This is a genomic window from Plasticicumulans lactativorans (assembly GCF_004341245.1).
GTDB classification, from domain to species: Bacteria; Pseudomonadota; Gammaproteobacteria; order Competibacterales; family Competibacteraceae; genus Plasticicumulans_A; species Plasticicumulans_A lactativorans.
Map to the genome: position 1 here is coordinate 1 of NZ_SLWY01000023.1, position 21,641 is coordinate 21,641.

At 71.4% G+C, this 21,641-nt stretch carries 20 protein-coding genes; 11 read left to right on the plus strand and 9 right to left on the minus strand.

The window, feature by feature from the left end; genetic code table 11:
• On the minus strand, window positions 1–1,871 hold a 1,871-nt coding region (locus tag EV699_RS20295; protein ID WP_243662718.1), incomplete at its 3' end, for a tetratricopeptide repeat protein.
• Window positions 1,872–2,057: 186 nt separating this feature from the next.
• Here EV699_RS20295 and ureE point away from each other — a divergent pair.
• From ureE to ureG, 3 genes are read left to right on the plus strand one after another with little or no spacing between them, the layout of a single operon-like run.
• A complete protein-coding gene (gene ureE / locus EV699_RS17225; RefSeq protein ID WP_132545099.1) occupies window positions 2,058–2,522 on the plus strand; it encodes an urease accessory protein UreE in 465 nt (154 codons plus the stop codon).
• Window positions 2,488–3,192, plus strand: a complete 705-nt coding sequence (locus EV699_RS17230; protein ID WP_132545101.1) for an urease accessory protein UreF — start codon at window positions 2,488–2,490, stop codon at window positions 3,190–3,192. The genes ureE and EV699_RS17230 overlap by 35 nt, the downstream gene beginning before the upstream one ends.
• Window positions 3,193–3,222: 30 nt before the next feature.
• Complete coding sequence (ureG, locus tag EV699_RS17235) at window positions 3,223–3,843, plus strand: urease accessory protein UreG (RefSeq protein ID WP_132545103.1); 621 nt, start codon at window positions 3,223–3,225, stop codon at window positions 3,841–3,843.
• 108 nt (window positions 3,844–3,951) lie between these two features.
• Here the strand turns inward: ureG and EV699_RS17240 are convergent, their stop codons facing one another.
• From EV699_RS17240 to EV699_RS20020, 4 genes are all read right to left on the minus strand, one after another.
• Window positions 3,952–4,923, minus strand: a complete 972-nt coding sequence (locus EV699_RS17240) for a PLP-dependent cysteine synthase family protein (RefSeq protein ID WP_132545105.1) — start codon at window positions 4,921–4,923, stop codon at window positions 3,952–3,954.
• A 115-nt stretch (window positions 4,924–5,038) separates the two neighbouring features.
• On the minus strand, window positions 5,039–5,491 hold the full coding sequence (locus tag EV699_RS17245) for a hypothetical protein (protein WP_132545107.1): 453 nt from the start codon (window positions 5,489–5,491) through the stop codon (window positions 5,039–5,041).
• Window positions 5,488–6,789 (minus strand): AAA family ATPase, encoded by a 1,302-nt coding sequence (locus EV699_RS17250; RefSeq protein ID WP_132545109.1) that lies wholly within the window; start codon window positions 6,787–6,789, stop codon window positions 5,488–5,490. The genes EV699_RS17245 and EV699_RS17250 overlap by 4 nt, the downstream gene beginning before the upstream one ends.
• 80 nt (window positions 6,790–6,869) lie before the next feature.
• Window positions 6,870–7,871, minus strand: a complete 1,002-nt coding sequence (locus EV699_RS20020) for an endonuclease/exonuclease/phosphatase family protein (RefSeq protein WP_165904191.1) — start codon at window positions 7,869–7,871, stop codon at window positions 6,870–6,872.
• Between the two features lie 219 nt (window positions 7,872–8,090).
• On the opposite strand from EV699_RS20020, the gene EV699_RS17260 reads away from it, so the two are divergent.
• The 8 genes from EV699_RS17260 (at window position 8,091) to EV699_RS17295 (ending at window position 18,015) form a co-directional block, all read left to right on the plus strand.
• Window positions 8,091–9,698: an MFS transporter gene (locus tag EV699_RS17260; RefSeq protein ID WP_243662719.1), complete on the plus strand. Its 1,608-nt coding sequence runs from the start codon at window positions 8,091–8,093 to the stop codon at window positions 9,696–9,698.
• 49 nt (window positions 9,699–9,747) lie between these two features.
• Entirely contained in the window at window positions 9,748–10,830 is a 1,083-nt protein-coding gene (gene hppD / locus EV699_RS17265; protein WP_132545113.1) for a 4-hydroxyphenylpyruvate dioxygenase, read from the plus strand.
• An 85-nt stretch (window positions 10,831–10,915) separates the two neighbouring features.
• Window positions 10,916–11,836 (plus strand): AEC family transporter, encoded by a 921-nt coding sequence (locus EV699_RS17270; RefSeq protein ID WP_132545115.1) that lies wholly within the window; start codon window positions 10,916–10,918, stop codon window positions 11,834–11,836.
• Between the two features lie 189 nt (window positions 11,837–12,025).
• Window positions 12,026–14,215, plus strand: coding sequence for a catalase/peroxidase HPI (gene katG, locus EV699_RS17275; protein ID WP_132545117.1), 2,190 nt, complete (start codon window positions 12,026–12,028; stop codon window positions 14,213–14,215).
• A 142-nt stretch (window positions 14,216–14,357) separates the two neighbouring features.
• Window positions 14,358–14,759, plus strand: a complete 402-nt coding sequence (locus EV699_RS17280; protein ID WP_132545119.1) for a YbaN family protein — start codon at window positions 14,358–14,360, stop codon at window positions 14,757–14,759.
• A 124-nt stretch (window positions 14,760–14,883) separates the two neighbouring features.
• Window positions 14,884–16,323, plus strand: coding sequence for a UbiA family prenyltransferase (locus EV699_RS17285; RefSeq protein ID WP_132545121.1), 1,440 nt, complete (start codon window positions 14,884–14,886; stop codon window positions 16,321–16,323).
• Between the two features lie 11 nt (window positions 16,324–16,334).
• Window positions 16,335–16,706, plus strand: coding sequence for an EamA family transporter (locus EV699_RS17290; RefSeq protein WP_132545123.1), 372 nt, complete (start codon window positions 16,335–16,337; stop codon window positions 16,704–16,706).
• Between the two features lie 10 nt (window positions 16,707–16,716).
• Entirely contained in the window at window positions 16,717–18,015 is a 1,299-nt protein-coding gene (locus EV699_RS17295; RefSeq protein ID WP_132545125.1) for a DUF6080 domain-containing protein, read from the plus strand.
• A 21-nt stretch (window positions 18,016–18,036) separates the two neighbouring features.
• On the opposite strand, the gene gloA2 is transcribed toward EV699_RS17295, so the two are convergent.
• From gloA2 to EV699_RS17315, 4 genes are all read right to left on the minus strand, one after another.
• Window positions 18,037–18,444 (minus strand): SMU1112c/YaeR family gloxylase I-like metalloprotein, encoded by a 408-nt coding sequence (gene gloA2, locus EV699_RS17300; protein ID WP_132545127.1) that lies wholly within the window; start codon window positions 18,442–18,444, stop codon window positions 18,037–18,039.
• Window positions 18,441–19,307, minus strand: a complete 867-nt coding sequence (locus EV699_RS17305) for an HpcH/HpaI aldolase/citrate lyase family protein (protein WP_243662720.1) — start codon at window positions 19,305–19,307, stop codon at window positions 18,441–18,443. Before EV699_RS17305 ends, gloA2 begins: the two co-directional genes overlap by 4 nt.
• Window positions 19,304–20,194: a DMT family transporter gene (locus tag EV699_RS17310; RefSeq protein WP_132545129.1), complete on the minus strand. Its 891-nt coding sequence runs from the start codon at window positions 20,192–20,194 to the stop codon at window positions 19,304–19,306. Before EV699_RS17310 ends, EV699_RS17305 begins: the two co-directional genes overlap by 4 nt.
• 72 nt (window positions 20,195–20,266) lie before the next feature.
• Complete coding sequence (locus tag EV699_RS17315; protein WP_132545131.1) at window positions 20,267–21,634, minus strand: sodium-dependent transporter; 1,368 nt, start codon at window positions 21,632–21,634, stop codon at window positions 20,267–20,269.
• Window positions 21,635–21,641: the final 7 nt, after the last annotated feature.

Sequence of the window (21,641 nt, forward strand, 5' to 3'; positions counted from 1 at the left end):
TCGGGGGTGAAGGCGTCGGGCCGGCTGGCGGCGAGCGCACGGCGCAGGTCGACCGCTTCGCGCGCGGCCTCCAGCGCCGCCTCGCGCTGGCCGAGGTCGCTGAGGAAGCTGGCGAGGTTGTTGAGCGACATCGCCAGGTCGGGGGTGAAGGCGTCGGGCCGGCTGGCGGCAAGCGCACGGCGCAAGTCGACCGCTTCGCGCGCGGCCTCCAGCGCCGCCTCGCGCTGGCCGAGCGCGCTGAGGCGAACGGCGAGGTTGTTGAGCGAGGCCGCCAGGTTGGAGGTGAAGGCGTCGGGCCGGCTGGCGGCGAGCGCACGGTAGAGGCTGACCGCCTCGCGCGCCGCCTCCAGCGCCGCCTCGCGCTGGCCGAGCGCGCTGAGGCGAACGGCGAGGTTGTTGAGCGACAGCGCCAGGTCGGGCGTCGGTGCAGCGGTCCGTTGCAGGCAGGCGGCCAGCCGGCGCTCGACCTCCGCCGCCAGCGGGCGCAGCACCGTCGTCGCCTGCGGCAGGGCGGATGCCACGGCTTGCAGGATCGCGACCTCATCCGCCAGCGACTGCACCAGCCCTTCGAGCCAGCCCAGGGCCGGCGCGTGCCGATCCGAGCGGCGGCCGTCCGGTGTGGCCGAGAAGTCCTGCACGCAGCGGATCAAGGTCTCGATGACCGGCAGGCCGGCGTGTGCCCAGGTGCGCTGCACGGCCGCCGGCGCCGGCTGGCTCTCGGGCCGGGCGAGCACCGCCAGCACCAGCGCCTCGCCGATCAGATCGGGCAGCACCGCAGCGATGGCACCTTCCGGACCCGGCAGCGCGAGGTGCAGCGCGTCGGCGATCCGTGCCGGGTCACCGCCGCTGGTGCGTTTGAGCGCCTGCTGCTCGCCTTCGATCAGGCTCAGCGCCGCCGGGCGTGGCAAACCGCGGCACAGCGTCACGCACGCCGCGACGTGTTCGAGCAGCGTGCGGTCGAGCCCGTGCGCGTCGGCCATGCGGCCGATGCGGGCGCCTTCCCGCTTGGCCAGCCGGGCGGCCAGATCGAGCCGGCCCAGCGCCAGGGCATCACTGAGGCCGATCTGCGCCGCGAGCAGGCCGGCCATCAGCAGGTACAGCGGATCGCCGCACCAGTCGAGGGATGCCAGCCGCCGGTCGAACTCGGGCCTGGCGCCGGCAGCGGGCACGCTCAGCCCGGGCTGCACGGCGGCGAACAGCGCTTGCAACAGTTCGCGCCGCTGCTCCCGTTCAGGCAGTGCCGGCAGCGTCACCGGTGCTGGCGGGTCGAGCAGGTCGCGCACGCCGGCCTCGCTCCAGCCGCCCTGCTCGAAGACACTCTGCCACCAGCCGCCGCCCGGAGCCCCGTGGCGCTCCAGCAGCAGCAGGCGCAGCGGCGGAGCCGAGCCGGGATCGCGGTCGGCCAGTTCGCTCAGCCAGGCATGCAAGCGCTGGGCGTGGGCGGCGGCGTAGTCCACGACGACCAGGGTCGGCCGGCGCCAGCCCCAGTCGGCGAGGTTCTGCTGGCCCTGGAAGCGTGCGAGTTCCCGCTCCTCGACGAAGCCGGCGTCCCAGTCCTTCCCGATACGGACGCACAGCTCCAGCGCGAGCCGCGTCTTGCCTGCGCCGCCGCCGCCCGTCAGCACGCGCACCGACACCGGCGCCGGGCTCGCCAGCCAGCCCTGCAGGCTCGCCAGTTCCCGATCGCGCCCCACCAGCAGCTCCGGCGCGCGGAAATACGGGTTCAGCCACTCGATCTCGTTGCGGGGCTTGCGCGACTTCCGGTGGCGGACCAGCGTCAGGTGCGGCAGGCCGCCGACCACCGTGTTGCCGTCGCCTTCGATCTGCACGATGACGTTGTTGCGGCCGTCGGCCGTTGCATGCTGGGGCACCCGCGCGCGCTCCTGTCTTCGAGGGCTGCGGGGAAGTATAGGTTGCCGCGATCGCCGGGCTCCCTGCGCCAGCCGTGGCGCAGGGGCCGTTCGCAGCGGCCCCGATGGCGCAGTTCACATGCTGCATCGCCACATGGCCGATGTTATCTTCCGGCAACCGCTGCCGCTCCCGCGAGGACGCCGTCGATGACACTGCTCATCACCGAAAAGCTCGATGCCCACGGACCCTGCGACGCCACCCTGACCCTGCCCTTCGAGCTGCGCCAGAAGTCGCGCCTGCTCACCGCGCTCGACGGCGGCGAGGCGGTCGGCCTGTTCCAGCCGCGCGGCGCAGTGCTGCGCGACGGTGACCGCCTGCGCGCCAGCGACGGGCGCGTCGTGCGCGTGGTGGCCGCGCGCGAGGCGGTGACCACGGTCAGCACGCCGGGCAGCCTGCTGCTGGTGCGCGCCGCCTACCACCTCGGCAACCGCCACGTGCCGCTGCAGATCGGCGTGGGCTGGATGCGCTACCTGCGCGACCACGTGCTCGACCAGATGGTCACCGAACTCGGCCTCGACCTGCTGCACGAGGACGCCCCCTTCGAACCCGAGGCCGGCGCCTACGCCGGACACGCCCATGCCCACGCCCCCAGCCGCCTCGCGCCCGCTTGAGGGCCTGCCGCTGCTGCGGCTGATGCACCTGGTCAGCCCGGCGCTGCCGATCGGTGCCTTCGCCTACTCGCAGGGGCTCGAAGGCGCGGTCGAGCGCGGCTGGATCGCCGACGAGCACGACCTGCTCGCCTGGCTGTGCGGCCTGCTGCGCCACCCGCTGCGCCACCAGGACGCCCCCGTGCTGCTGCGCCTGCACGCCGCCTGGGACGCCGACGACCTCGACGCCGTGGCACGCTGGAACGCCTGGCTCTACGCCTGCCGCGAGACCCGCGAACTGCGTGCCGAGGACCAGCACCTCGGCCACGCGCTCGCACGCCTGCTCGCCGGCCTCGGCGTGGCCGGTGCCGAGCCCTGGTGCGCCGGCGGCACGCGTGCGTGCTTCGCGACGCTGTTCGCGCTCGCCGCGGTGCGCTGGCAGGTGGCGCCGCAGGCCGCCGCGCAGGGCTACCTGTGGGCCTGGGCCGAGAACCAGGTGACCGCGGCGACGCGCCTGCTGCCGCTCGGCCAGAGCGCCACCCAGCGCATCCTCGCCGCGCTGCTGCCCGAGATCGCCGCCTGCGCGGCCGCCGCCGGCGCGCTGCCCGACGACGAGCTCGGCGCCAGCGCCCCCGGCCTCGCGCTCGCCAGCGCCGGCCACGAAACCCAGTACTCGCGGCTGTTCCGCAGCTAGCGACCTTCCGACCCCGCGGAGATCACCACCATGAAGTCCACCCCCACGCTGCGCGTCGGCATCGGCGGCCCCGTCGGCTCGGGCAAGACCGCGCTGACCCTCGCGCTGTGCCAGGCCCTGCGCGAACGCTACAACATCGCCGTGGTCACCAACGACATCTACACGCAGGAGGACGCGCAGTTCCTCACCCGCAACGGCGCGCTCGCCCCCGAGCGCATCATCGGCGTCGAGACCGGCGGCTGCCCGCACACCGCGATCCGCGAGGACGCCTCGATGAACCTCGCCGCGGTCGACGAGCTCTGCGTGCGCTTCCCCGGCCTCGACGTGGTGTTCGTCGAATCCGGCGGCGACAACCTCTCGGCGACCTTCAGCCCCGAGCTGTCCGACCTGACGCTCTACGTGATCGACGTCTCGGCCGGCGACAAGATCCCGCGCAAGGGCGGTCCGGGCATCACCCGCTCCGACCTGCTGGTGATCAACAAGATCGACCTCGCCCCCTACGTCGGCGCCTCGCTCGAGGTGATGGACCGCGACGCCCGCAGGATGCGCGGCGAGCGCCCGTTCGTGTTCAGCAACCTGAAGACCGGCCAGGGCCTCGACGCGATCATCGCCTTCATCGAAACGCAGGGGATGCTGCGCGCCGCGGCGTGAGGACGGCCGCGCCGGCGGGCGCCCACCGGCGCGGCGGACGGGGGCGGTGCGCGGGCCGGCACTTCGGGCGACCGGCGTGGCGGATCGCAGCCGGGCGCGGGCGCGCGTTCAGGCGTCCCGGGCGAACAGCTCGCTCGCCATGTACTTGAGCCCGGTGTCGCACGCCACCGTGACGACCGTCGCGTCCGGGCCGAGCTCGCGGGCGAGTTCGAGCGCCGCCACCACGTTGAGGCCGGACGAGATGCCGACGAGCAGCCCCTCGTCGCGCGCGAGGCGCCGGCACATGTCGCGGGCGGCGGCTTCCGGCACGCAGCGCACCTCGTCGAGCAGTTGCCGGTCGAGCAGCGGCGGCACGAAGCCCACGCCCAGCCCTTCGACGTGGTGCTCGCCGGCCCGCCCGGTCGAGATGACCGGCGACGAAGCGGGTTCCAGGGCGACGATCCGGGTCCGCGGAGCCGCCCGCTTCAGCGCCCGGGCGACCCCCATCAGCATGCCGGCCACCCCCACCCCGCCGCAGAACGCGGAGATGCCGCCGGGGAACTGTTCGAGCAGTTCCGTGCCGATCTCCTCGTAGCCGATCAGCGCGTCCCGGTTGTTGAACTGGTCGGTGCCGTAGCAGTCGCCGTCCGCCGCCAGTTCGCCGGCGCGGCGCATCATCGCCGGGATCAGTGCGGGCGTGATGTTCCCGCTCGGGCTGTGCACCAGGTCGAGCGCGGCGCCGAACGCCGCCATGGTCTTGAGCTTCTCCGGCGCGAACGCATCCGACGAGACGACGCGGAACCGGTACCCCTTGACCGCGCACACGAACGCGAGCGACGAGCCCGTACTGCCGCCGGTGTACTCGACGACCGTCATGCCGGGCTTCAGCACCCCCCGCCGCTCGGCCTCCTCGACCATCGCCCGCGCCATCCGGTCCTTGTACGAACCCGTCGGGTTGAAGAACTCCAGCTTGACGAACACCGACGCGCACCCGGCCGGCACCACCCGCCGCAACCGCACCACCGGCGTATTGCCGATCGCATCGAGGGCGTTCTCGACGGGCATCGGTGGGGATGCACGGTGCGCGGGCGGTGAACGCATGGGAGGCCTCCTGACGGATACTTGTCGGTGCTCTTCAATCTGATGATCGGCGAAGGGGACGATGCGATCATCGCCTTCACCGAAACGCAAAGGATGCGGTTCGCGGCAGCGCGATTCAGAGACGGCGGTCGTAACCGGCCAGATCCCTGTCCAGCGACCAGATCAGCACGCGCCGCGCGCGATTGAGTATGCACTGGCGATCGAATTCCGCCACGATCGAGCGATCGCCAAAACCGCGCCCGCACGCTGCATGTTCGGGGAAGTCATCGAGCCATTCGAGAATGGAGTCTTTGTCCGGAAACGGCGTCGTTACCCATGGTGCCTCTCCATTGCATGCCTTGCGCACTTCATCGCGGAATCGCTCAGCGTACCGACGGCGATCGCCACCATCCCTGAGATGGCCGATGTGATTGCCAGTTTCGATGATCGCAACCATCGGCAACAACAAGCTCCACTGTGCTTCGATGTGCTTGGCCAGTTCACCCCGGGCTTCGTCGCACCGCTGATTCTTGCCCGGAATATCTAGCACATTACAGAAGATGCTGGTATCGACGATGCAGACCGTCATGCACCGTCACCGGACCTGAGCGACTCCAGCCACGCCAGCGCCTTGGCTTTCTTCTCATCGGGCCGCGGATGGTGTTTGACAAAGCGATCGAGAATCCCCGTGGTCAGCAGATAGCCGACGCCGCCCTGCGCGATCAATTCGGGATAGTCAGCGATATTTTGTAGCCGCACCAGCCGACTGTCGCCCTCGACCGGGTCGCGGTAGCAGAACACCACGTCCGGCACCGCGCGGTCGGGCAAGGCGTCCAGCAAGGCAGGATTGTGGCTGGTAAGCAGCACCTCCAGGTGCCGACGCTCGGCGATCCCCAGAATGCCTTTCAACAACGTCGCGGCGCGCCCCGGATGTACGCCGTTATCGATCTCCTCGATCACCACCAAGGCCCCTTCGGGTGCCGACAACAACGCAGCGGCGATCGCCAATACCCTCAGCGTCCCATCGGACAGCAGCGGCGCGGGAACCTTGCGCTCCGTACCACCGAAGGTCTCCGTGAGTTCGAACATCACCTCACCGCGCGGCGCGGTGATAAAATTGAGATCGCGAATATCCTGTTCGGGCAGGCTCGCAATAAAGCTGAGAATAGATTCGCGGTTCGACGCGTCCCACCACAAATTGAACAGCACGCTGGAGAGATTGCGCCCGTCTTCCCGCAGTTTCTTGTCGGACGTAAAGCTGTAATCCCTCATCACGGCCGGTCGTGGATCGAGGAACAAGGCGCTGCTCAACTGCTGCCGCAAGTCGCCGGTGATTTTCGGAATGGTGCTCTGCGCGGTCTTGTGGCCGACATCGAAGCGAGCGGCGCTTTCGAGCTGCATGAAAATCGCGAACTGGTCGGAGCAGATGATCTTCGGTTTCACGCCCCCCCGCGCAAAATTGTTGTAGGCGACGCGCACATCGTGACTGAGCCCTTGGGCCGGCTGGTCGATTTCGTACAAGGGCACCCTTTCAGCGGGGTCGCTGATGGATTCGTAATCCACTCGCAGGTCATCACCATCGACGCGGATGCGAATGCGGAATCGATTCCATTTTTCACCAGCCAGCGTACACCCCAGCGTGAATGCCGATTCTGTGGGGTAGGCCAGATCGTTCAGGCCTCCGCGCACGCACGAATCCGAGTCCTGCGTCACACGCAGAATCTCTGGCAAGCGCCGCCCCTGCGCCAGCCACGACAGGAACCGGATCGCTTCGATCGCATTGCTCTTACCCGACGCGTTGGCGCCGATCAGCACGGTGAGTGGCGCCAGCGGCAATGTCGCAGCGTGGTAGCTCTTGAAGTCCTCGATTCGGATCTCGGTGATCACGGCGGTTCGCTTCCGCAGGGGTACGCCAGGCATTGTGCAACATCGCCCGCGCGTCGGTGGCCCCCGGCACCCGCCTCCCGCTACCTGACCCTCACGCTCACCGGAAAGTGATCCGCATAACCGTCGGGGTCGTAACCATCGCGCCCCTGGCTCGGGGCGCCGAAGGGGCGTGGGGCGCGGTATTCGCCGCGGCGGATCATCGCCGGCAGGGCTTCGATGCGGGCGCTGTCTGGCACCAGCTGGAACGGCCCCTTGCCGTTGAGCAGGCCGCGTGCGACCAGGATCTGGTCGAGCACGTTGGGGTCGCCCTCGTAGACGTGGCTGGCCTGGCCGGTGCCGAGCGCGGGCCACATCAGGTTGAGCAGATACGGCGTGTCGTCGACGCCGTTGCGGCGGTTGAGCAGGCGCGTGCGGCTGCGTTCGGCGCCGGCGTGCTGCATCAGCGAGCGGTTGAAGGGCTCGTCGTTGAAGTCGCCGAGGGCGATCAGGCTGACGTCGACGCCCTTCAGTTCGCGCACGCGGCGGTGCCAGTAGCTCAGCGTCTCGGCGGCGACGATGCGGTAGGCCTCGCTCTCCTGCTCGCCGCCGAGGCGGGACGGCCAGTGGTTGCCGATCAGCACCAGCTCGTGGCCGCGGCGGTCGCGCAGCGTGACCTGCAGCAGTTCGCGCGTGGCGAGGTGCGACTGGATCTCGCGGGAGAAGATCGCCGCCGGGTCGGCCTCGAACACCGCGGCGTCGTAGAGGAAGGCGACGTCGATGCCGCGACGGTCGGGAGTGTCGTGGTGCACGACCTGGTAGCGGCGCCCGGTCGCGGCGCCCAGGCGTGCGGCGAGCAGGCCGACGACGTGGGCGTTCTCGACCTCGGCGACGCCGAGCACGTCGGGGCCGTGGTCGCCGAGCTGCGCGGCGATCGCGCTGAGCTGGCCGAGCTTGCGGTCGAGCACGGCGGCGTCCCAGCCCGCGAGGTACTTCATCAGCTCGCGGTTGCCGGCGATCTTCGCCGGGCGGCGCTCGGGCGGCGCGTCGACCTGGTCGAACAGGTTCTCGACGTTCCAGAAGGCGATGCAGCGTTCGCTGGGCATGGCGGCGGCTCCGCAGGGGCTGGCGACGCCCCAAGTATGGCCGCCCGCGGCGCACACGCCGGGCGCGTGCGTACCGGTGGCGGCCTCGGCGACGCCCTGCTGCGGCTGAGGCGTGCGTCGCCCGCCCCTCGCGCACTGGATTCGCCGCGATTACGCGCCAAGCTTGAAGGCTGCGGCATGTCCGCGCGCGCCGCCGCGCAGAGGAGAAACCGACCGATCATGTCCGCTCCCCCCGAGGCGCTCGCGCCGGTGTCGGCGTGGGCACCGTTGCGCCATCCGGTGTTCCGCCTGCTCTGGGTCGGCTGGCTCAGCGCCAACGTCTGCATGTGGATGAACGACGTCGCCGCGGCCTGGCTGATGACCTCGCTGTCGCCGGCGCCGGTGATGGTCGCGCTGGTGCAGACGGCGTCGACGCTGCCGGTGTTCCTGCTCGGGCTGCCGAGCGGGGCGCTGGCCGACATCCTCGACCGGCGCCGCTACTTCATCGCCACGCAGTTCTGGGTGGCCGCGGTCGCCGCGGTGCTGTGCACGATGTCCTTCCTCGGCCTGCTGACGCCGGCGCTACTGCTGGCGCTGACCTTCGCCAACGGCGTCGGCCTGGCGATGCGCTGGCCGGTGTTCGCGGCGCTGGTGCCGGAGCTGGTGCCGCGGCGCGAACTGCCGGTGGCGCTGGCGCTGAACGGCATCGCGATGAACGCCTCGCGCATCTTCGGCCCGCTGGTCGCCGGCGCGCTGATCGCCAGCGCCGGCAGCACCTACGTGTTCGTGCTGAACGCGGTGCTGTCGCTGACGGTGGGGCTGTCGCTGCTGCGCTGGCAGCGCGAGCACACCGTCAGCACGCTGCCGCCCGAGCGCCTGTTCGGCGCGATCCGCGTCGGCGTGCAGTACGTGCGCGAATCGCCGTTCGTGCTCGCGGTGATGCTGCGGGGCTTCCTGTTCTTCCTCAACGCGATCCCGGTGATCGCGCTGCTGCCGCTGCTGGTCAAGCGCCTGCCGGGCGGCGGTGCGGCCACCTACACGGTGCTGATGGCGGCGATGGGCAGCGGCGCGATCATCGCCGCCAACTTCCTGCCGCGCCTGCGCCAGGTGATGACGCGCGACCAGATGGTGCGCAACGGCACGCTGCTGAGCGCGGCGGCGACCGCGCTCGCGGCGTTCGCGCCAAGCGTCTGGGTGGCGGTACCGGCGCTGCTCGCCGCCGGCATGGCGCAGATCTCCACCGCCAACTCGCTGACGGTGGCGGCGCAGTTGTCGCTGCCGGACTGGGTCAAGGCACGCGGCATGGCGATCTACCAGATGGCGATGATGGGCGGCAGCGCCGCCGGCGCGGCGCTGTGGGGCACGGTCGCCACCCATTCCGACCTGCGCACCGCGCTGCTCGCCGCCGCCGCCGCGGCGCTGCTCGCGCTGCTGGCGGCGCGCCGCCTCAAGGTGGGCGGCAGCATCGAGGACCTCACGCCGGCGCCGCTGTCGCAGCGGCCGAAGCTGCAGGTCGCGATGGAGCCCGAGCGCGGCCCGGTGCTGACCACCATCGAGTACCGCATCGATCCGGCGCGCGCCGAGGAATTCCTCACGCTGATGCGCGCGAGCCGGCGGCGCCGGCTGCGCTACGGCGCGCGCTCGTGGGAGCTGTTCCGCGACGCCACCGATCCGTCGCGCTACCTCGAACACTTCATCGACGACTCCTGGGTGGCGCTGCTGCGCCACCACGAGCGGGTCACCGCCTACGACGTCGAGATGCGCACGCGCCGCTACGCGCTGCACCTCGGCGACGACCCGCCGCTGGTCACCCACTTCGTCGCCGAGACCGTGCTGCCGCGGCGCTGAGCCGCCGGCGCCCGGGGCCCACCGTCAACGCTCGCCAGGAGTACCCGCCATGACCGACCTCTTCGACAACCCGATGGGCCTGCAGGGCTTCGAATTCGTCGAATTCGCCGCGCCGACGCCCGGCGTGCTGGAGCCGCTGTTCGAGCGCATGGGCTTCACGCTGGTCGCGCGCCACCGCTCGAAGGACGTCGCGCTGTACCGCCAGGGCGACATCAACTTCATCGTCAACCACGAGCCGAAGAGCATCGCCTGGTACTTCGCCGCCGAGCACGGCCCCTCGGCCTGCGGCATGGCCTTCCGCGTGCGCGACGCGCACCGCGCCTACGCCCGCGCGCTCGAGCTCGGCGCGCAGCCGGTCGACATCCCGACCGGGCCGATGGAGCTGCGCCTGCCGGCGATCCGCGGCATCGGCGGCGCGCCGCTGTACCTGATCGACCGCTTCGAGGACGGCAAGTCGATCTACGACATCGACTTCGCCTTCATCGACGGCGTCGACCGCCACCCCCGCGGCCACGGCCTCAAGCTGATCGACCACCTGACGCACAACGTCTACCGCGGGCGCATGGGCTACTGGGCCGACTTCTACGAGCGGCTGTTCAACTTCCGCGAGCTGCGCTACTTCGACATCAAGGGCGAGTACACGGGGCTCACCTCGAAGGCGATGACCGCGCCCGACGGCCGCATCCGCATCCCGCTGAACGAGGAGTCGCGCCAGGGCGGCGGGCAGATCGAGGAGTTCCTGATGCAGTTCAACGGCGAGGGCATCCAGCACGTGGCGCTGCTCACCGACGACCTGCCGGCGAGCGTCGACCGCCTGCGCGCGGCCGGCGTGCCGCTGATGAGCGCGCCGCCGGCAACCTACTACGAGATGCTCGACGAGCGCCTGCCCGGCCACGGCGAGGACCCCGGCGCGCTGCAGGCACGCGGCATCCTGCTCGACGGCAGCACGCGCGGCGGCGCCCCGCGCCTGCTGCTGCAGATCTTCTCCAACACCGTGCTCGGGCCGGTGTTCTTCGAGTTCATCCAGCGCAAGGGCGACGACGGCTTCGGCGAGGGCAACTTCAAGGCGCTGTTCGAGTCGATCGAGCGCGACCAGCTCCGCCGCGGCGTGATCGGCACGCCAGCCGGCTGAGCGCGGCGCCAGCCCGCGGCGACAGACCGCCGAAAGCCGCTTTCGGGCATGCTGGCGGCCCCGCCCCGCTGCCCGTACCGCTGCCATGTCGACCCCCATCCTCGAATCGCTCGCGCCGGTGTTCCTGATCGTCGCGCTCGGCGCCGCGCTGCGCGCGTGCGGTTTCCTGTCGGCGCAGGCGCTCGCCGACGTCAACCGGCTGGCGTACTGGGTGGGGCTGCCCTGCCTGACCTTCGTCAGCATCGCCACCGCGCCGGTGGCGCTGGGCCCGGCGACCGGGCTGTTCCTCAGCGTGCTGCTGGCGACCTTCGCCGGCGGGGTGCTGGCCTGGTACGGCGCGGCCCGCTGCGGAGCGGACCGGCGCGCGCGCGGCACCTTCGTGCAGGTGGCGTTCCGCGGCAACCTCGCCTTCATCGGCTTGCCGGTGATCGTCTACGCGATGCCCGGCAACGCCGCGGTGAAGGCGGCGACGCTGATGGTGTTCGCCCCCACCGTGGCGCTCTACAGCGTGGTGGCGGTGCTGGTGCTGCAGGCGAGCCGCGACGGCGCACGCACCAGCGGCGGCGCCTGGGGCGGGGTGCTGAAGAATCCGCAACTGCTGGCCGCGGCCGGCGGCTTCGCCTGGGCGGCGCTGGGGCTGCCGCTGTCGCCGGCGCTGGCGCGCAGCCTCGAAGCCCTGGGGCACATGGCGCTGCCGCTGGCGCTGCTCGGCATCGGCGGCTCGCTGCTCGGCGTGCACCTGCACGGGCAGTTGAAGCCGACGCTGATCGCCGCGCTGATCAAGACGGCGCTGCTGCCGCTGCTCGGCTGGGGCTGCGCCTGGCTGTTCGGCCTGTCCGCCGAGCACACCCGCGCCGCGCTGATCCTGCTCGCCACGCCGACCGCGGCGGCCTCGTACGTGCTGGTGCGCCAGTTCGACGGCGACGAGGCGATCGCGACCGGCGGCATCCTGCTGTCGACGCTCCTGTCGGCGCCGGCGCTCGCACTGGTGCTGCTGCTGGTGTGATGCGCCGCCGGTGCGATAGCCGCGAAGCATCGCGCCGATACGAAGGATTCATTTCACGACGGGCCGATCCGCTTCTACTTTTTGCTTGCGTGGGACGGCAGCCGCTGCCCCGGGCCACGAACGGACGTGCACGGCCGCAGCCCTGTAGCGGACCGGGTGGTGCATCGCAAACAACCGGAGGAGAGAGCCATGTCAAACGAATCGAAGTGCCCGTTCTCGGGCGGCGCGCCCCGGCACACGGTGGCGGACGCCCCGACGAATGCGGACTGGTGGCCCAACCAACTGAAGCTCGACATCCTGCACCAGCACTCCGCCAAGTCCAACCCGATGGGCACGGCGTTCAATTACGCCGAGGCATTCAAGAGCCTCGACCTCGATGCCGTGATCAAGGACCTCCACGCGCTGATGACGGATTCGCAGGACTGGTGGCCGGCGGACTTCGGCCATTACGGCCCGCTGTTCATCCGCATGGCCTGGCACAGCGCCGGCACCTACCGCATCGGCGACGGTCGCGGCGGCGCGGGGACCGGCAACCAGCGCTTCGCCCCGCTGAACAGCTGGCCGGACAACGGCAACCTCGACAAGGCGCGCCGGCTGCTGTGGCCGATCAAGCAGAAGTACGGGCAGAAGATCTCCTGGGCCGACCTGATGATCCTCGCCGGCAACGTCGCGCTGGAATCGATGGGCTTCAAGACCTTCGGCTTCGCCGGCGGGCGCGAGGACATCTGGGAGCCGGAAGAGGACATCGACTGGGGCGTCGAGAAGACCTGGCTCGGCGACCAGCGCTACTCCGGCGACCGCGATCTCGAAAACCCGCTCGCCGCGGTGCAGATGGGCCTGATCTACGTGAACCCGGAAGGCCCGAACGGCAACCCGGACCCGCTCGCCGCGGCACGGGACATCCGCGAGACCTTCGGGCGCATGGCGATGAACGACGAGGAGACGGTGGCGCTCATCGCCGGCGGCCACACCTTCGGCAAGACCCACGGCGCCGGCCCGGCCTCGAACGTGGGGCCCGAGCCCGAAGCCGCCCCCATCGAGGCGCAGGGCCTGGGCTGGGCGAGCAGCTTCGGCAGCGGCAAGGGCGGTGACGCGATCACCAGCGGCCTCGAAGTCACCTGGACCACCACGCCCACACAGTGGAGCAACAATTACTTCGAGAACCTGTTCGGCTACGAATGGGAACTGTCGAAGAGCCCGGCCGGTGCCCACCAGTGGGTCGCCAAGGGCGCTGGCGCGACGATCCCGGACGCCCACGATCCGTCGAAGAAACACGTGCCGACCATGCTGACGACCGACCTGTCGCTGCGCTTCGACCCGGCCTACGAGAAGATCTCGCGGCGCTTCCACGAGCATCCGGATCAGCTCGCGGATGCCTTCGCGCGGGCGTGGTTCAAGCTGACGCACCGCGACATGGGCCCGCTGTCGCGCTACCTGGGCCCGCTCGTGCCCAGGGAGACGCTGCTGTGGCAGGACCCGGTTCCCGCCGTCGACCACCCCCTGGTCGACGCACAGGACATCGCCGCCCTGAAGGCCAGGGTCCTCGCCTCGGGACTGTCGATCTCCCAGCTGGTCACCACCGCCTGGGCGTCGGCGGCGACGTTCCGCGGCAGCGACAAGCGCGGTGGCGCCAACGGCGCGCGCATCCGCCTGGCACCGCAGAAGGACTGGGAGGTCAACCAGCCGGCCGGACTGGCCACGGTGCTGCGGACGCTGGAAGCGATCCAGCAGGACTTCAACGGCGCGCAGGCCGGCGGCAAGAAGGTCTCGCTCGCGGACCTGATCGTCCTCGGCGGCTGCGCCGCCGTCGAGGCCGCGGCGAAGCAGGCCGGCCACGACCTCACCGTCCCCTTCGCACCGGGGCGCACCGACGCGCTGCAGGAGCAGACCGACGTCAGCGCGTTCGCCGTGCTGGAACCGGTCGCCGACGGCTTCCGCAACTACGCCCGCCAGGGGCTCGAAGGATCGGCGGCCGAGCGGCTGGTGGACAAGGCGCAGCTGCTGACGCTGACCGCCCCCGAGATGACGGCGCTGATCGGTGGCCTGCGCGCCCTGAACGCCAACGCCGGCCAAACCCCCCACGGCGTGTTCACCAAGCGCCCGGAAACGCTGACCAACGACTTCTTCGTGAACCTGCTCGACATGGGTACGAAGTGGCAGAAGTCCGCCGCCGACGAAGGCGTCTTCGAGGGCCGCGACCGGGCGACGGGCGAGCTGAAGTGGACCGGCACCGTCGTCGACCTCGTCTTCGGCTCGAACTCGCAGTTGCGCGCGCTGGCGGAGGTGTATGCGTGCAGCGACGCGCAGGGGGTGTTCGTGCGCGACTTCGTGGCGGCCTGGAACAAGGTGATGAACCTGGATCGCTTCGACCTGGCGTGATCGTGAAGGGCGGGACTCAAACCTCCCGCACCACGCAGCCCCGGGCGGGCCCGGCTCATGCCGGACCCGGTCGAGGCTGCGCGGATCCCGACCCGCGGCGGGCCACCCGCCGGCCGCGGGCACCACCCCGGAGACCGCCCTGATGGACACCGCCGTCCGCATCCGCCCCGCCGGCAGCCGCCCGCTGCGCATGGCGCTGTCCGCGGCCGGCGCCACCTGCTTCGCCCTCGGCGCGCTCGGTCTGGCCGTGCCGCTGCTGCCGACCACGGTGTTCTGGATCGCCGCCGCGTGGTGCTTCGCCAAGAGCTCGCCGCGCCTCGCGCAGCGCCTGCTCACCCACCCGCGCTACGGCCGCACGCTCGCCGACTGGCTCGGCCACGGCGTGCTCGACGCCCGCGCCAAGCGCTACGCCAGCCTCGGCATCCTCGCGAGCCTCACCCTCACGCTGCCCGTCACGCCGCTGCCGCTCGCCGTGCTGCTCGCCTGTGGCGCGACCACGCTGCTGGTCTACCTGCTGACCCGCCCCGAACGCCGCCGCGGCTGACGCCGCGGCGGTCCGCGGGCGTCGTGTCGAATCGTGTCGGTGGCAGTGGCACGCGGACCACCCGGTTACAATGCCGGCCGGACCGCAAGCTGCGGTCCGTCTTGATTATTCCGGGGCCATTGCCATGCATGACGCTACCGACACGGCCGATACGGCCGTGCCCCTGTTCGTGGACCTCGACGGTACCCTGCTGAAGAGTGACCTGCTGGTCGAAAGCGCCTTCGCGCTGCTCAAGCGTGCGCCGTTGATGATCTTCCCGATGCTCATGTGGCTGCTGCACGGCAAGGCCCGCCTGAAGGCGGAGATCGCGCAGCGTGCCTCGCTCGAAACCGCGGCCCTACCATTCCAGAAGGACTTTCTCGCCTGGCTGCGCGATGAGGCCGCGCAGCGCCCGGTGTGGCTCGCCAGCGCCTCCGATGCGCGGCTGGTGACGCCGATCGCTGAATACCTGGGCCTGTTCGCCGGCGTACTGGCGAGCGACGGCCGGCGCAACCTGGCCGGTGCCCACAAGCGCGAGGCCATCCTCGAAGTCACCGGCGGCGGTGCGTTCGACTACGCCGGCAATGCGCGCCCGGATCTGGCGATCTGGGCGCGGGCACGCCGTGCCGTGGTGGTCAACCCGGAGCCCGGCATCGAACGCGCCGCCCGCGCCGGGGCGCGCGTCGAGCGGGTGTTCGACGACCGCCCGCCGGCGCTGCGCGCATACCTGCGGGCGCTGCGCGTCCATCAGTGGATGAAGAACCTGCTGCTCGGTGTGCCGGTGCTCACCGCCCATGCCTGGAGTGACGGCGACGCGATCGGCGCGGCGATCGTCGCCTTCGTCGCCTTCGGCCTGTGCGCCTCCGCCACCTACCTGCTCAATGACCTGCTCGATCTGCCGGCGGACCGGGTGCATCCGAGCAAGTCGCGGCGCCCGCTCGCCGCCGGCGACCTGCCGCTGATGCACGCGGTGCTGCTGATGCCGGCCCTGCTGGCGACGGGCCTCGGCCTGGCGGCCACGCTGCCGCCGGCCTTCCCGCTCACGCTGCTCGCCTACCTGGTGCTGACGGTCAGCTACTCGCTGCACTTCAAGACCTACATGCTGATCGACGTGATCCTGCTCGCCGGGCTCTATACCGTGCGCATCGTCGCCGGCGCCTTCGCCATCGACGTCGCCGTATCGTCGTGGCTGCTGGCGTTCTCGACCTTCATCTTCATGAGCCTGGCGCTGGTCAAGCGCTGCTCGGAACTGCTCACGCTGGAGCGGCTGCAGCGCACCGCGGCACGCGGGCGCGATTACCGCGTGTCGGACCTCCCGTGCCTCGGCGCCATGGGCGTGAGCAGCGGCTACCTCGCCGTGCTGGTGCTGGCACTGTTCATCGACAGCCCCGGCAGCGTCGCGCACTACACGCACGTGTGGGTGCTCTGGCTGCTGTGCCCGTTGATGCTGTACTGGGTCAGCCGGCTGTGGATCAAGACCTGGCGCGGCGAGATGCACGAAGACCCGCTGGTCTACAGCCTGCGCGACCGCGCGAGCTGGATCATCCTGGTGGCGATGGCCGCCATCACCGTGGCCGCCGCATGAGGGGCAGCAAGATGACCTGGCAGGTATTCGGCCTGATCGTGCTCAGCGTGAGCATCTCCGCGCTGGCGCAGATCGTTCTCAAACTCGGCGTTTCGACGCCGCTCGACCCCCTCGTGCGCAACGCCGGCCGGCTCACCCAGGCGTGGGCGGTGATCAGCAACGGCTACGTGCTGCTCGGCTTCCTGCTCTACGGCCTGGGAGCACTCGTGTGGCTCGCCGTGCTGTCGCGTGTCGACGTGAGCCAGGCGTACCCCTTCGTCGGGCTGGGTTTCATCCTGACGCTGGTGCTCGGCGCGCTGGTGCTCGGCGAGGCCGTCGGCCCGACCCGCTGGGCGGGCGCCCTGCTGGTGATGGCCGGCATTGCCTGCCTCGCGCGCAGTTGAGCGGTGCACCGTGTCGGCCATCGCGGATACCGGAACGACCGTACATGCCGGGGTGCGGGCCCTGGCGCTCGCCCTGCTCGCCACGCTCGTCTTCGTGGCGCACGACGGGCTCGCGCAACGCTGGCGCGCGCTGGGCGTGTTCGATCAGTACAACGTGCTGTTCGACGCCGATCCCAATCAGCGGCTCGGCTGCTTCGCCCACGGCTGGCAACAGGAGGGGCGCAGCATCCAGCACCCCAACCTGTGCAACTTCATCAATCCGCCGGTGCGCGCCCTGGCCAAGGGGCTTGCAAGCGTCGGCGGCGACAGCGAGGAGGCGCTGCGCGAGGCGATCGCGCTGCGCATCCTGCCGGCGGCAGGCACGTTGAATACGCTGGCGGTGTACGGCATCGCCACGTTCGCCGGCATGACCTTCCTGCCGGCGCTGCTGCTCGCGGCGCTGTCGGCGAGCGCGTTCAGCGGCCTCGTGTTCTTCAGCATCCCTGATCACTTCGGCCTTGGCGGCCTGTCACTGACCCTGGCCTTCCTGCTCGGCCTGGCCGACCTGCGTGCCGGCCACCTGCGCTGGCCGCGATGGCTCGCGCTCGCCGTGCTCACCGCGGGCATCACGATCACCAACCTGCTGGGTTGCGCGGCGGTCGCCTGCTGTGTACTGCGACGGAGCTCGACCTGGCGATCGGCCCTGTCGCGTGCGGCGCTCCTGATGGTGGTCGCGGTGGCTGCCAACCTCGTGCTGCAGAAACTCCTCAACCTCGCCTACCACGCCGAGGGCGGTGATCTCGCGACGACCGTGCAGTTCACCCAAAGCTACCTGCGTGCGGACCCGCTCGCCACGCTGGCGCGCTTTCCGCTGGCGCTCGCCGAAGCCATCGCACCGGCGACGGTCGGAACCGTTGCCGCACGGCTCGCCGCCACACCCGAGACACGCTACCTGTTCGCCTTCTCGCTCGAAGCCGTGCCGATGGCGCTCGGTTTCGGACTGGCGCTCGCCGGCATCGGCGCACTGGCGCTGGCGGGAGGTGTGCGCGCCGGGCTCGGCGGCACGGCAGCGGGGAGCGCGCTGCTGCCGGCAGCGCTGCTGCTGCTGGCCTGGAACGGCGCGCTGCACGCCGTGTGGGGCAACGAATACTTCCTCTACAGCCAGCACTGGCAGGCGGCGGTGTGGTTCTTGTTCGCACTGCTGCTGCGCCGCCACGCCGCACCCCGCATCACCGCAGCGCTCGCCGCGTACACGCTGCTGGTCGCCGCGCACAACGCGGCGGCGATCGGCCACATGCTCGACACCCTCCTCGCCGCGCCGGCGCGCTGACACGCTGCCGCGGCGGTCCGCTCACGTCTCGTACAGCTCCAGCGGCAGGGCGTCGGGGTCGAAGAAGAAGGTGAAGCGCCGCTGCGTCAGTTCGTCGACGCGGATCGGCTCGACGACGACGCCGGCGGCTTCCAGCGCCGCCTTGGCCGCGGCGACGTCGGCGACCGCGAAGGCCAGGTGGCGCAGGCCGCAGGCCTCGGCGCTGTGCGGACGGCCGGGGCGCAGCGGCGGCGCGGGAAACGAGAACAGCTCGATGGCGATGCCACCGGGGCCGGCGAGGTCGAGCTTCCACGACTCGCGCTCGGCCCGCCAGGTCTCGGCGACCACGCGAAGGCCCAGCACCTCGGTGTAGAAGCGCTTCGAGCGGGCGTAGTCGGCGGTGATGATGGCGACGTGGTGCACGCCGAGCAGGGCCGGTACGCCGCTCATGGCTGCGCCTCGATCGCCGCGGCGAGCGCGAGCGTGCGCAGCGCCTCGTCGACGTGCAGGCGCTCGACCATGCGCCCGTCGACCACGCACACGCCCTGGCCGCTGGCCTGGGCGCGCTCCCAGCCGGCGACGACGGCCCGCGCGGCCACGATCTCGGCCTCGCCCGGCGCGAACGCCGCGTTGGCGGCGGCGATCTGCCGCGGGTGGATCAGCGTCTTGCCGTCGAAGCCGAGGTCGCGCCCCTGCTCGCAGGCGGCCCGCAGGCCGGGCTCGTCGTCGAGGTCGGCGTGCACGCCGTCGAGCACGGCGAGGCCGTGGGCACGCGCGGCGAGCACGCACGCCGACAGCGCCGCGAGCAGGCCGCGGCGGTCGACGGTCGGGCGCACGCGCAGGTCCTTGGCGAGGTCGTTGGTGCCGACCACGATCGCGCCGACGCGCGGGCTGGCGGCGGCGATGGCGTTGGCGCCGAGCACTCCGCGCGGCGTCTCGATGGTGATCCACAGCGACAGCCCGGGCGGCGCGCCGGCGGCGTCGAGCGCGGCCACCGCCTCGATGACCTGCTCCGGGGTCTCGACCTTCGGCAGCAGGATCGCGTCGGCGCCGATCTTCGCCACCGCCTTGATGTCGTCGTGCCCCCAAGGCGTGCCGAGCGCGTTGACCCGCACGATCGCCTCGCGCGGGGCGTAGCCGCCGCGCCCGAGCGCGGCCACCACCTGTTCGCGGGCGAGCCCCTTGGCCTCGGGGGCGACGGCGTCCTCGAGATCGAAGATCAGCGCGTCGACCGTCAGCGCGCGCGCCTTGTCGAGCGCGCGGGCGTTGGCGCCGGGCATGTAGAGCACGGAACGGCGCAGGCGCGGGATCATGTGACAACTCCTTGGCTGGGGTGAGGGGTGCGGGCGAGCAGGATCACCGCGGTGACGATCAGCAGGCCGCCGCCGACGGTGCTCGCGCTCAGCGGCTCGCCGAGCAGGGCCGCCGCGCTCAGCACGGTGACCACCGGTTCGAGGGTCGAGGCCATCGCCGCGGTGGTCGAACCCACCCGGTTCAGGCCTTCGAGGAAGGCGGCGATCGCGAACACCGTCGAGAGCAGCGCGATGCCGCACACCGCCGCCCAGCCGAGCGCGGTCTGCGGCAGGCGCACGCCCGCGGCGAGCGCGAAGACGGCGCTGGTGAAGGCGCAGCCGAGGATCACCACCAGCCCGCCGGGCAGCGGCGGCACGCCCTGCGCCAGGCGATCGCCGACGATGATGTAGGCGGCATAGCCGAACGCACCGGCGAGCGCGAGGCCGATGCCGAGCCACTCGCCGCGCAGCTCGCCGCCGATCGTGGTCGCCAGCCCGAGCATGGTCAGCAGCGCCACCAGGAGCTTGCGCCCGGTCGCGCGCTCGCCGAAGAAGGCGATGTTCGCCGCCATCACCAGCACCGGGAAGGTGTACAGCACCAGCGCGACCAGCGCCGCCGAGGCGTGCAGCAGCGCCACGAAGTACGCCTGCGCGACCAGCGCGTAGAACACCGTGCCCATCGCCACCAGCCCGCCGAGCGCGCGCCCGCGCGGCATGCGCTCGCCGCGCCAGCGCACCATCAGCGCGATGCAGGCGCCGGCGATGATGAAGCGCAGCGCGAGCAGTGACGGCGGGTTCATGCCCGCGGCGTAGGCGAGGCGCGCGAACAGCGCCATCAGGCCGAAGCTCGCGGCGGCGGCGAGCACGAGGAGCAGGCCGACCAGGCGTCGGCGGCGGGCGGGGTCCATGGGCCTTCCAGTTTGCAAAGCCGGCCGCCGATTCTGCCCGCCGGCGTCGCCGCTGGCGACTGCCGCGCGCCGTCAGCCGCCCCACCAGCCGTGCAGCAGCACCACCGCGATCAGCAGCGGCGCGACCCAGCGCAGCAGCACGCGCAGCGGACCGACCAGCGCGGCACGGCGCGCGCCGCCACCCTGGCCGAGCTCGGCGGCGAGCGCCGCGGCGCTCCAGGTGCGGCCGACGAACAGCGCGATGGCGATGCCGGTGAGCGGCATCAGCAGTTGCGAGGTGAGGAAGTCGTAGAGCTCGAACACGCTGCGCCCGGCGAGCGTGAACGCCGCCCCCACCCCCTGCGACAGCGCCGCCGGCGCGCCGAACAGCGCGATCACCAGCGTCGCGGCCACGGTGGCGCGGGCGCGGCCCCAGCCGTGGCGCTCCACCAGCCACGCCACCGGCACTTCGAGGATCGACAGCATCGCGCCGGTGGCGGCGATCGCGATCAGCGCGAAGAACACCGCCAGCAGCACGCCGCCGGCCGGCAGCTGCGAGAACACCGCCGGCATCGTCATGAACACCAGCGCCGGCCCCGAGGCCGGGGCGAAGCCGAAGCTGAACACCGCCGGGAAGATCGCGATGCCGGCGAGCAGCGATACCGTCAGGTCGGCGAGCATCACGCGCGTGGCGGTCAGCGGGATGTCCTGGTCGGCGCGGAAGTACGAGCCGTAGGTGATCATCGCGCCGATGCCGAGCGAGAGCTTGAAGAAGGCGAGCCCGAGCGCGGTCAGCACCACCGCCGGGCCGATGCGCGAGAAGTCCGGCTGCAGCAGGAAGGCGAGGCCGCGGCCGGCGCCGGGCAGCGTCAGGGCGTGGACCGCGAGCCCGGCGAGCAGCAGGAACAGGAGCGGCATCAGCCGCTTGGTGACCGCCTCGATGCCCCGCGCGACGCCGCACACGATGATGCCGGCGGCCCAGGCGAGCGCCGCCCACTGCCAGCCGAGGGCGGCCACGGGGTCGTGCGCCAGCGCCGTGAAGCGCGCCGCGTTGGCGGCCGGGTCGCTGCTCAGCGCCGCCCCGCGCAGCGATTCGAACAGGTAGGCGAACACCCAGCCCACCACCTCGCTGTAGAAGGCGAGCAGGAACACCGCGCTGCACACGCCGGCGACGCCGACGTAGCGCCAGGCGCCGCCGCCGGGCGGGGCGAGGCGCTCGAAGCTGCTGACCGCGTCGGCGCGCGCGCGCCGGCCGATCACCAGCTCGGCGATCATCACCGGCAGGCCGACGGCGAGTGTCGCCAGCAGGTAGACGACGAGGAAGGCCGCACCGCCGTTGTCGCCGGTCAGGTAGGGGAACTTCCAGATGTTGCCAAGGCCGACCGCCGAGCCGAGCGTGGCGAGGATGACGCCGAGGCGACTGGTGAAGGCGTCGCGGGCACGCGCCGGGGCACGGTTCACCGGCGTG

Bases quoted from the DNA above. Each gene is read 5' to 3' on its own strand.
- EV699_RS17285 (WP_132545121.1), top strand. From the start codon at position 14,884: ATGCATGACGCTACCGACACGGCCGATACGGCCGTGCCCCTGTTCGTG.
- gloA2 (WP_132545127.1), bottom strand. From the start codon at position 18,444: ATGAGCGGCGTACCGGCCCTGCTCGGCGTGCACCACGTCGCCATCATC.
- EV699_RS17280 (WP_132545119.1), top strand. From the start codon at position 14,358: ATGGACACCGCCGTCCGCATCCGCCCCGCCGGCAGCCGCCCGCTGCGC.
- hppD (WP_132545113.1), top strand. From the start codon at position 9,748: ATGACCGACCTCTTCGACAACCCGATGGGCCTGCAGGGCTTCGAATTC.
- katG (WP_132545117.1), top strand. From the start codon at position 12,026: ATGTCAAACGAATCGAAGTGCCCGTTCTCGGGCGGCGCGCCCCGGCAC.
- EV699_RS17240 (WP_132545105.1), bottom strand. From the start codon at position 4,923: ATGCGTTCACCGCCCGCGCACCGTGCATCCCCACCGATGCCCGTCGAG.
- ureG (WP_132545103.1), top strand. From the start codon at position 3,223: ATGAAGTCCACCCCCACGCTGCGCGTCGGCATCGGCGGCCCCGTCGGC.
- EV699_RS20020 (WP_165904191.1), bottom strand. From the start codon at position 7,871: ATGCCCAGCGAACGCTGCATCGCCTTCTGGAACGTCGAGAACCTGTTC.
- ureE (WP_132545099.1), top strand. From the start codon at position 2,058: ATGACACTGCTCATCACCGAAAAGCTCGATGCCCACGGACCCTGCGAC.
- EV699_RS17305 (WP_243662720.1), bottom strand. From the start codon at position 19,307: ATGATCCCGCGCCTGCGCCGTTCCGTGCTCTACATGCCCGGCGCCAAC.
- EV699_RS17245 (WP_132545107.1), bottom strand. From the start codon at position 5,491: ATGACGGTCTGCATCGTCGATACCAGCATCTTCTGTAATGTGCTAGAT.
- EV699_RS17290 (WP_132545123.1), top strand. From the start codon at position 16,335: ATGACCTGGCAGGTATTCGGCCTGATCGTGCTCAGCGTGAGCATCTCC.
- EV699_RS17270 (WP_132545115.1), top strand. From the start codon at position 10,916: ATGTCGACCCCCATCCTCGAATCGCTCGCGCCGGTGTTCCTGATCGTC.
- EV699_RS17310 (WP_132545129.1), bottom strand. From the start codon at position 20,194: ATGGACCCCGCCCGCCGCCGACGCCTGGTCGGCCTGCTCCTCGTGCTC.
- EV699_RS17230 (WP_132545101.1), top strand. From the start codon at position 2,488: ATGCCCACGCCCCCAGCCGCCTCGCGCCCGCTTGAGGGCCTGCCGCTG.
- EV699_RS17260 (WP_243662719.1), top strand. From the start codon at position 8,091: ATGTCCGCTCCCCCCGAGGCGCTCGCGCCGGTGTCGGCGTGGGCACCG.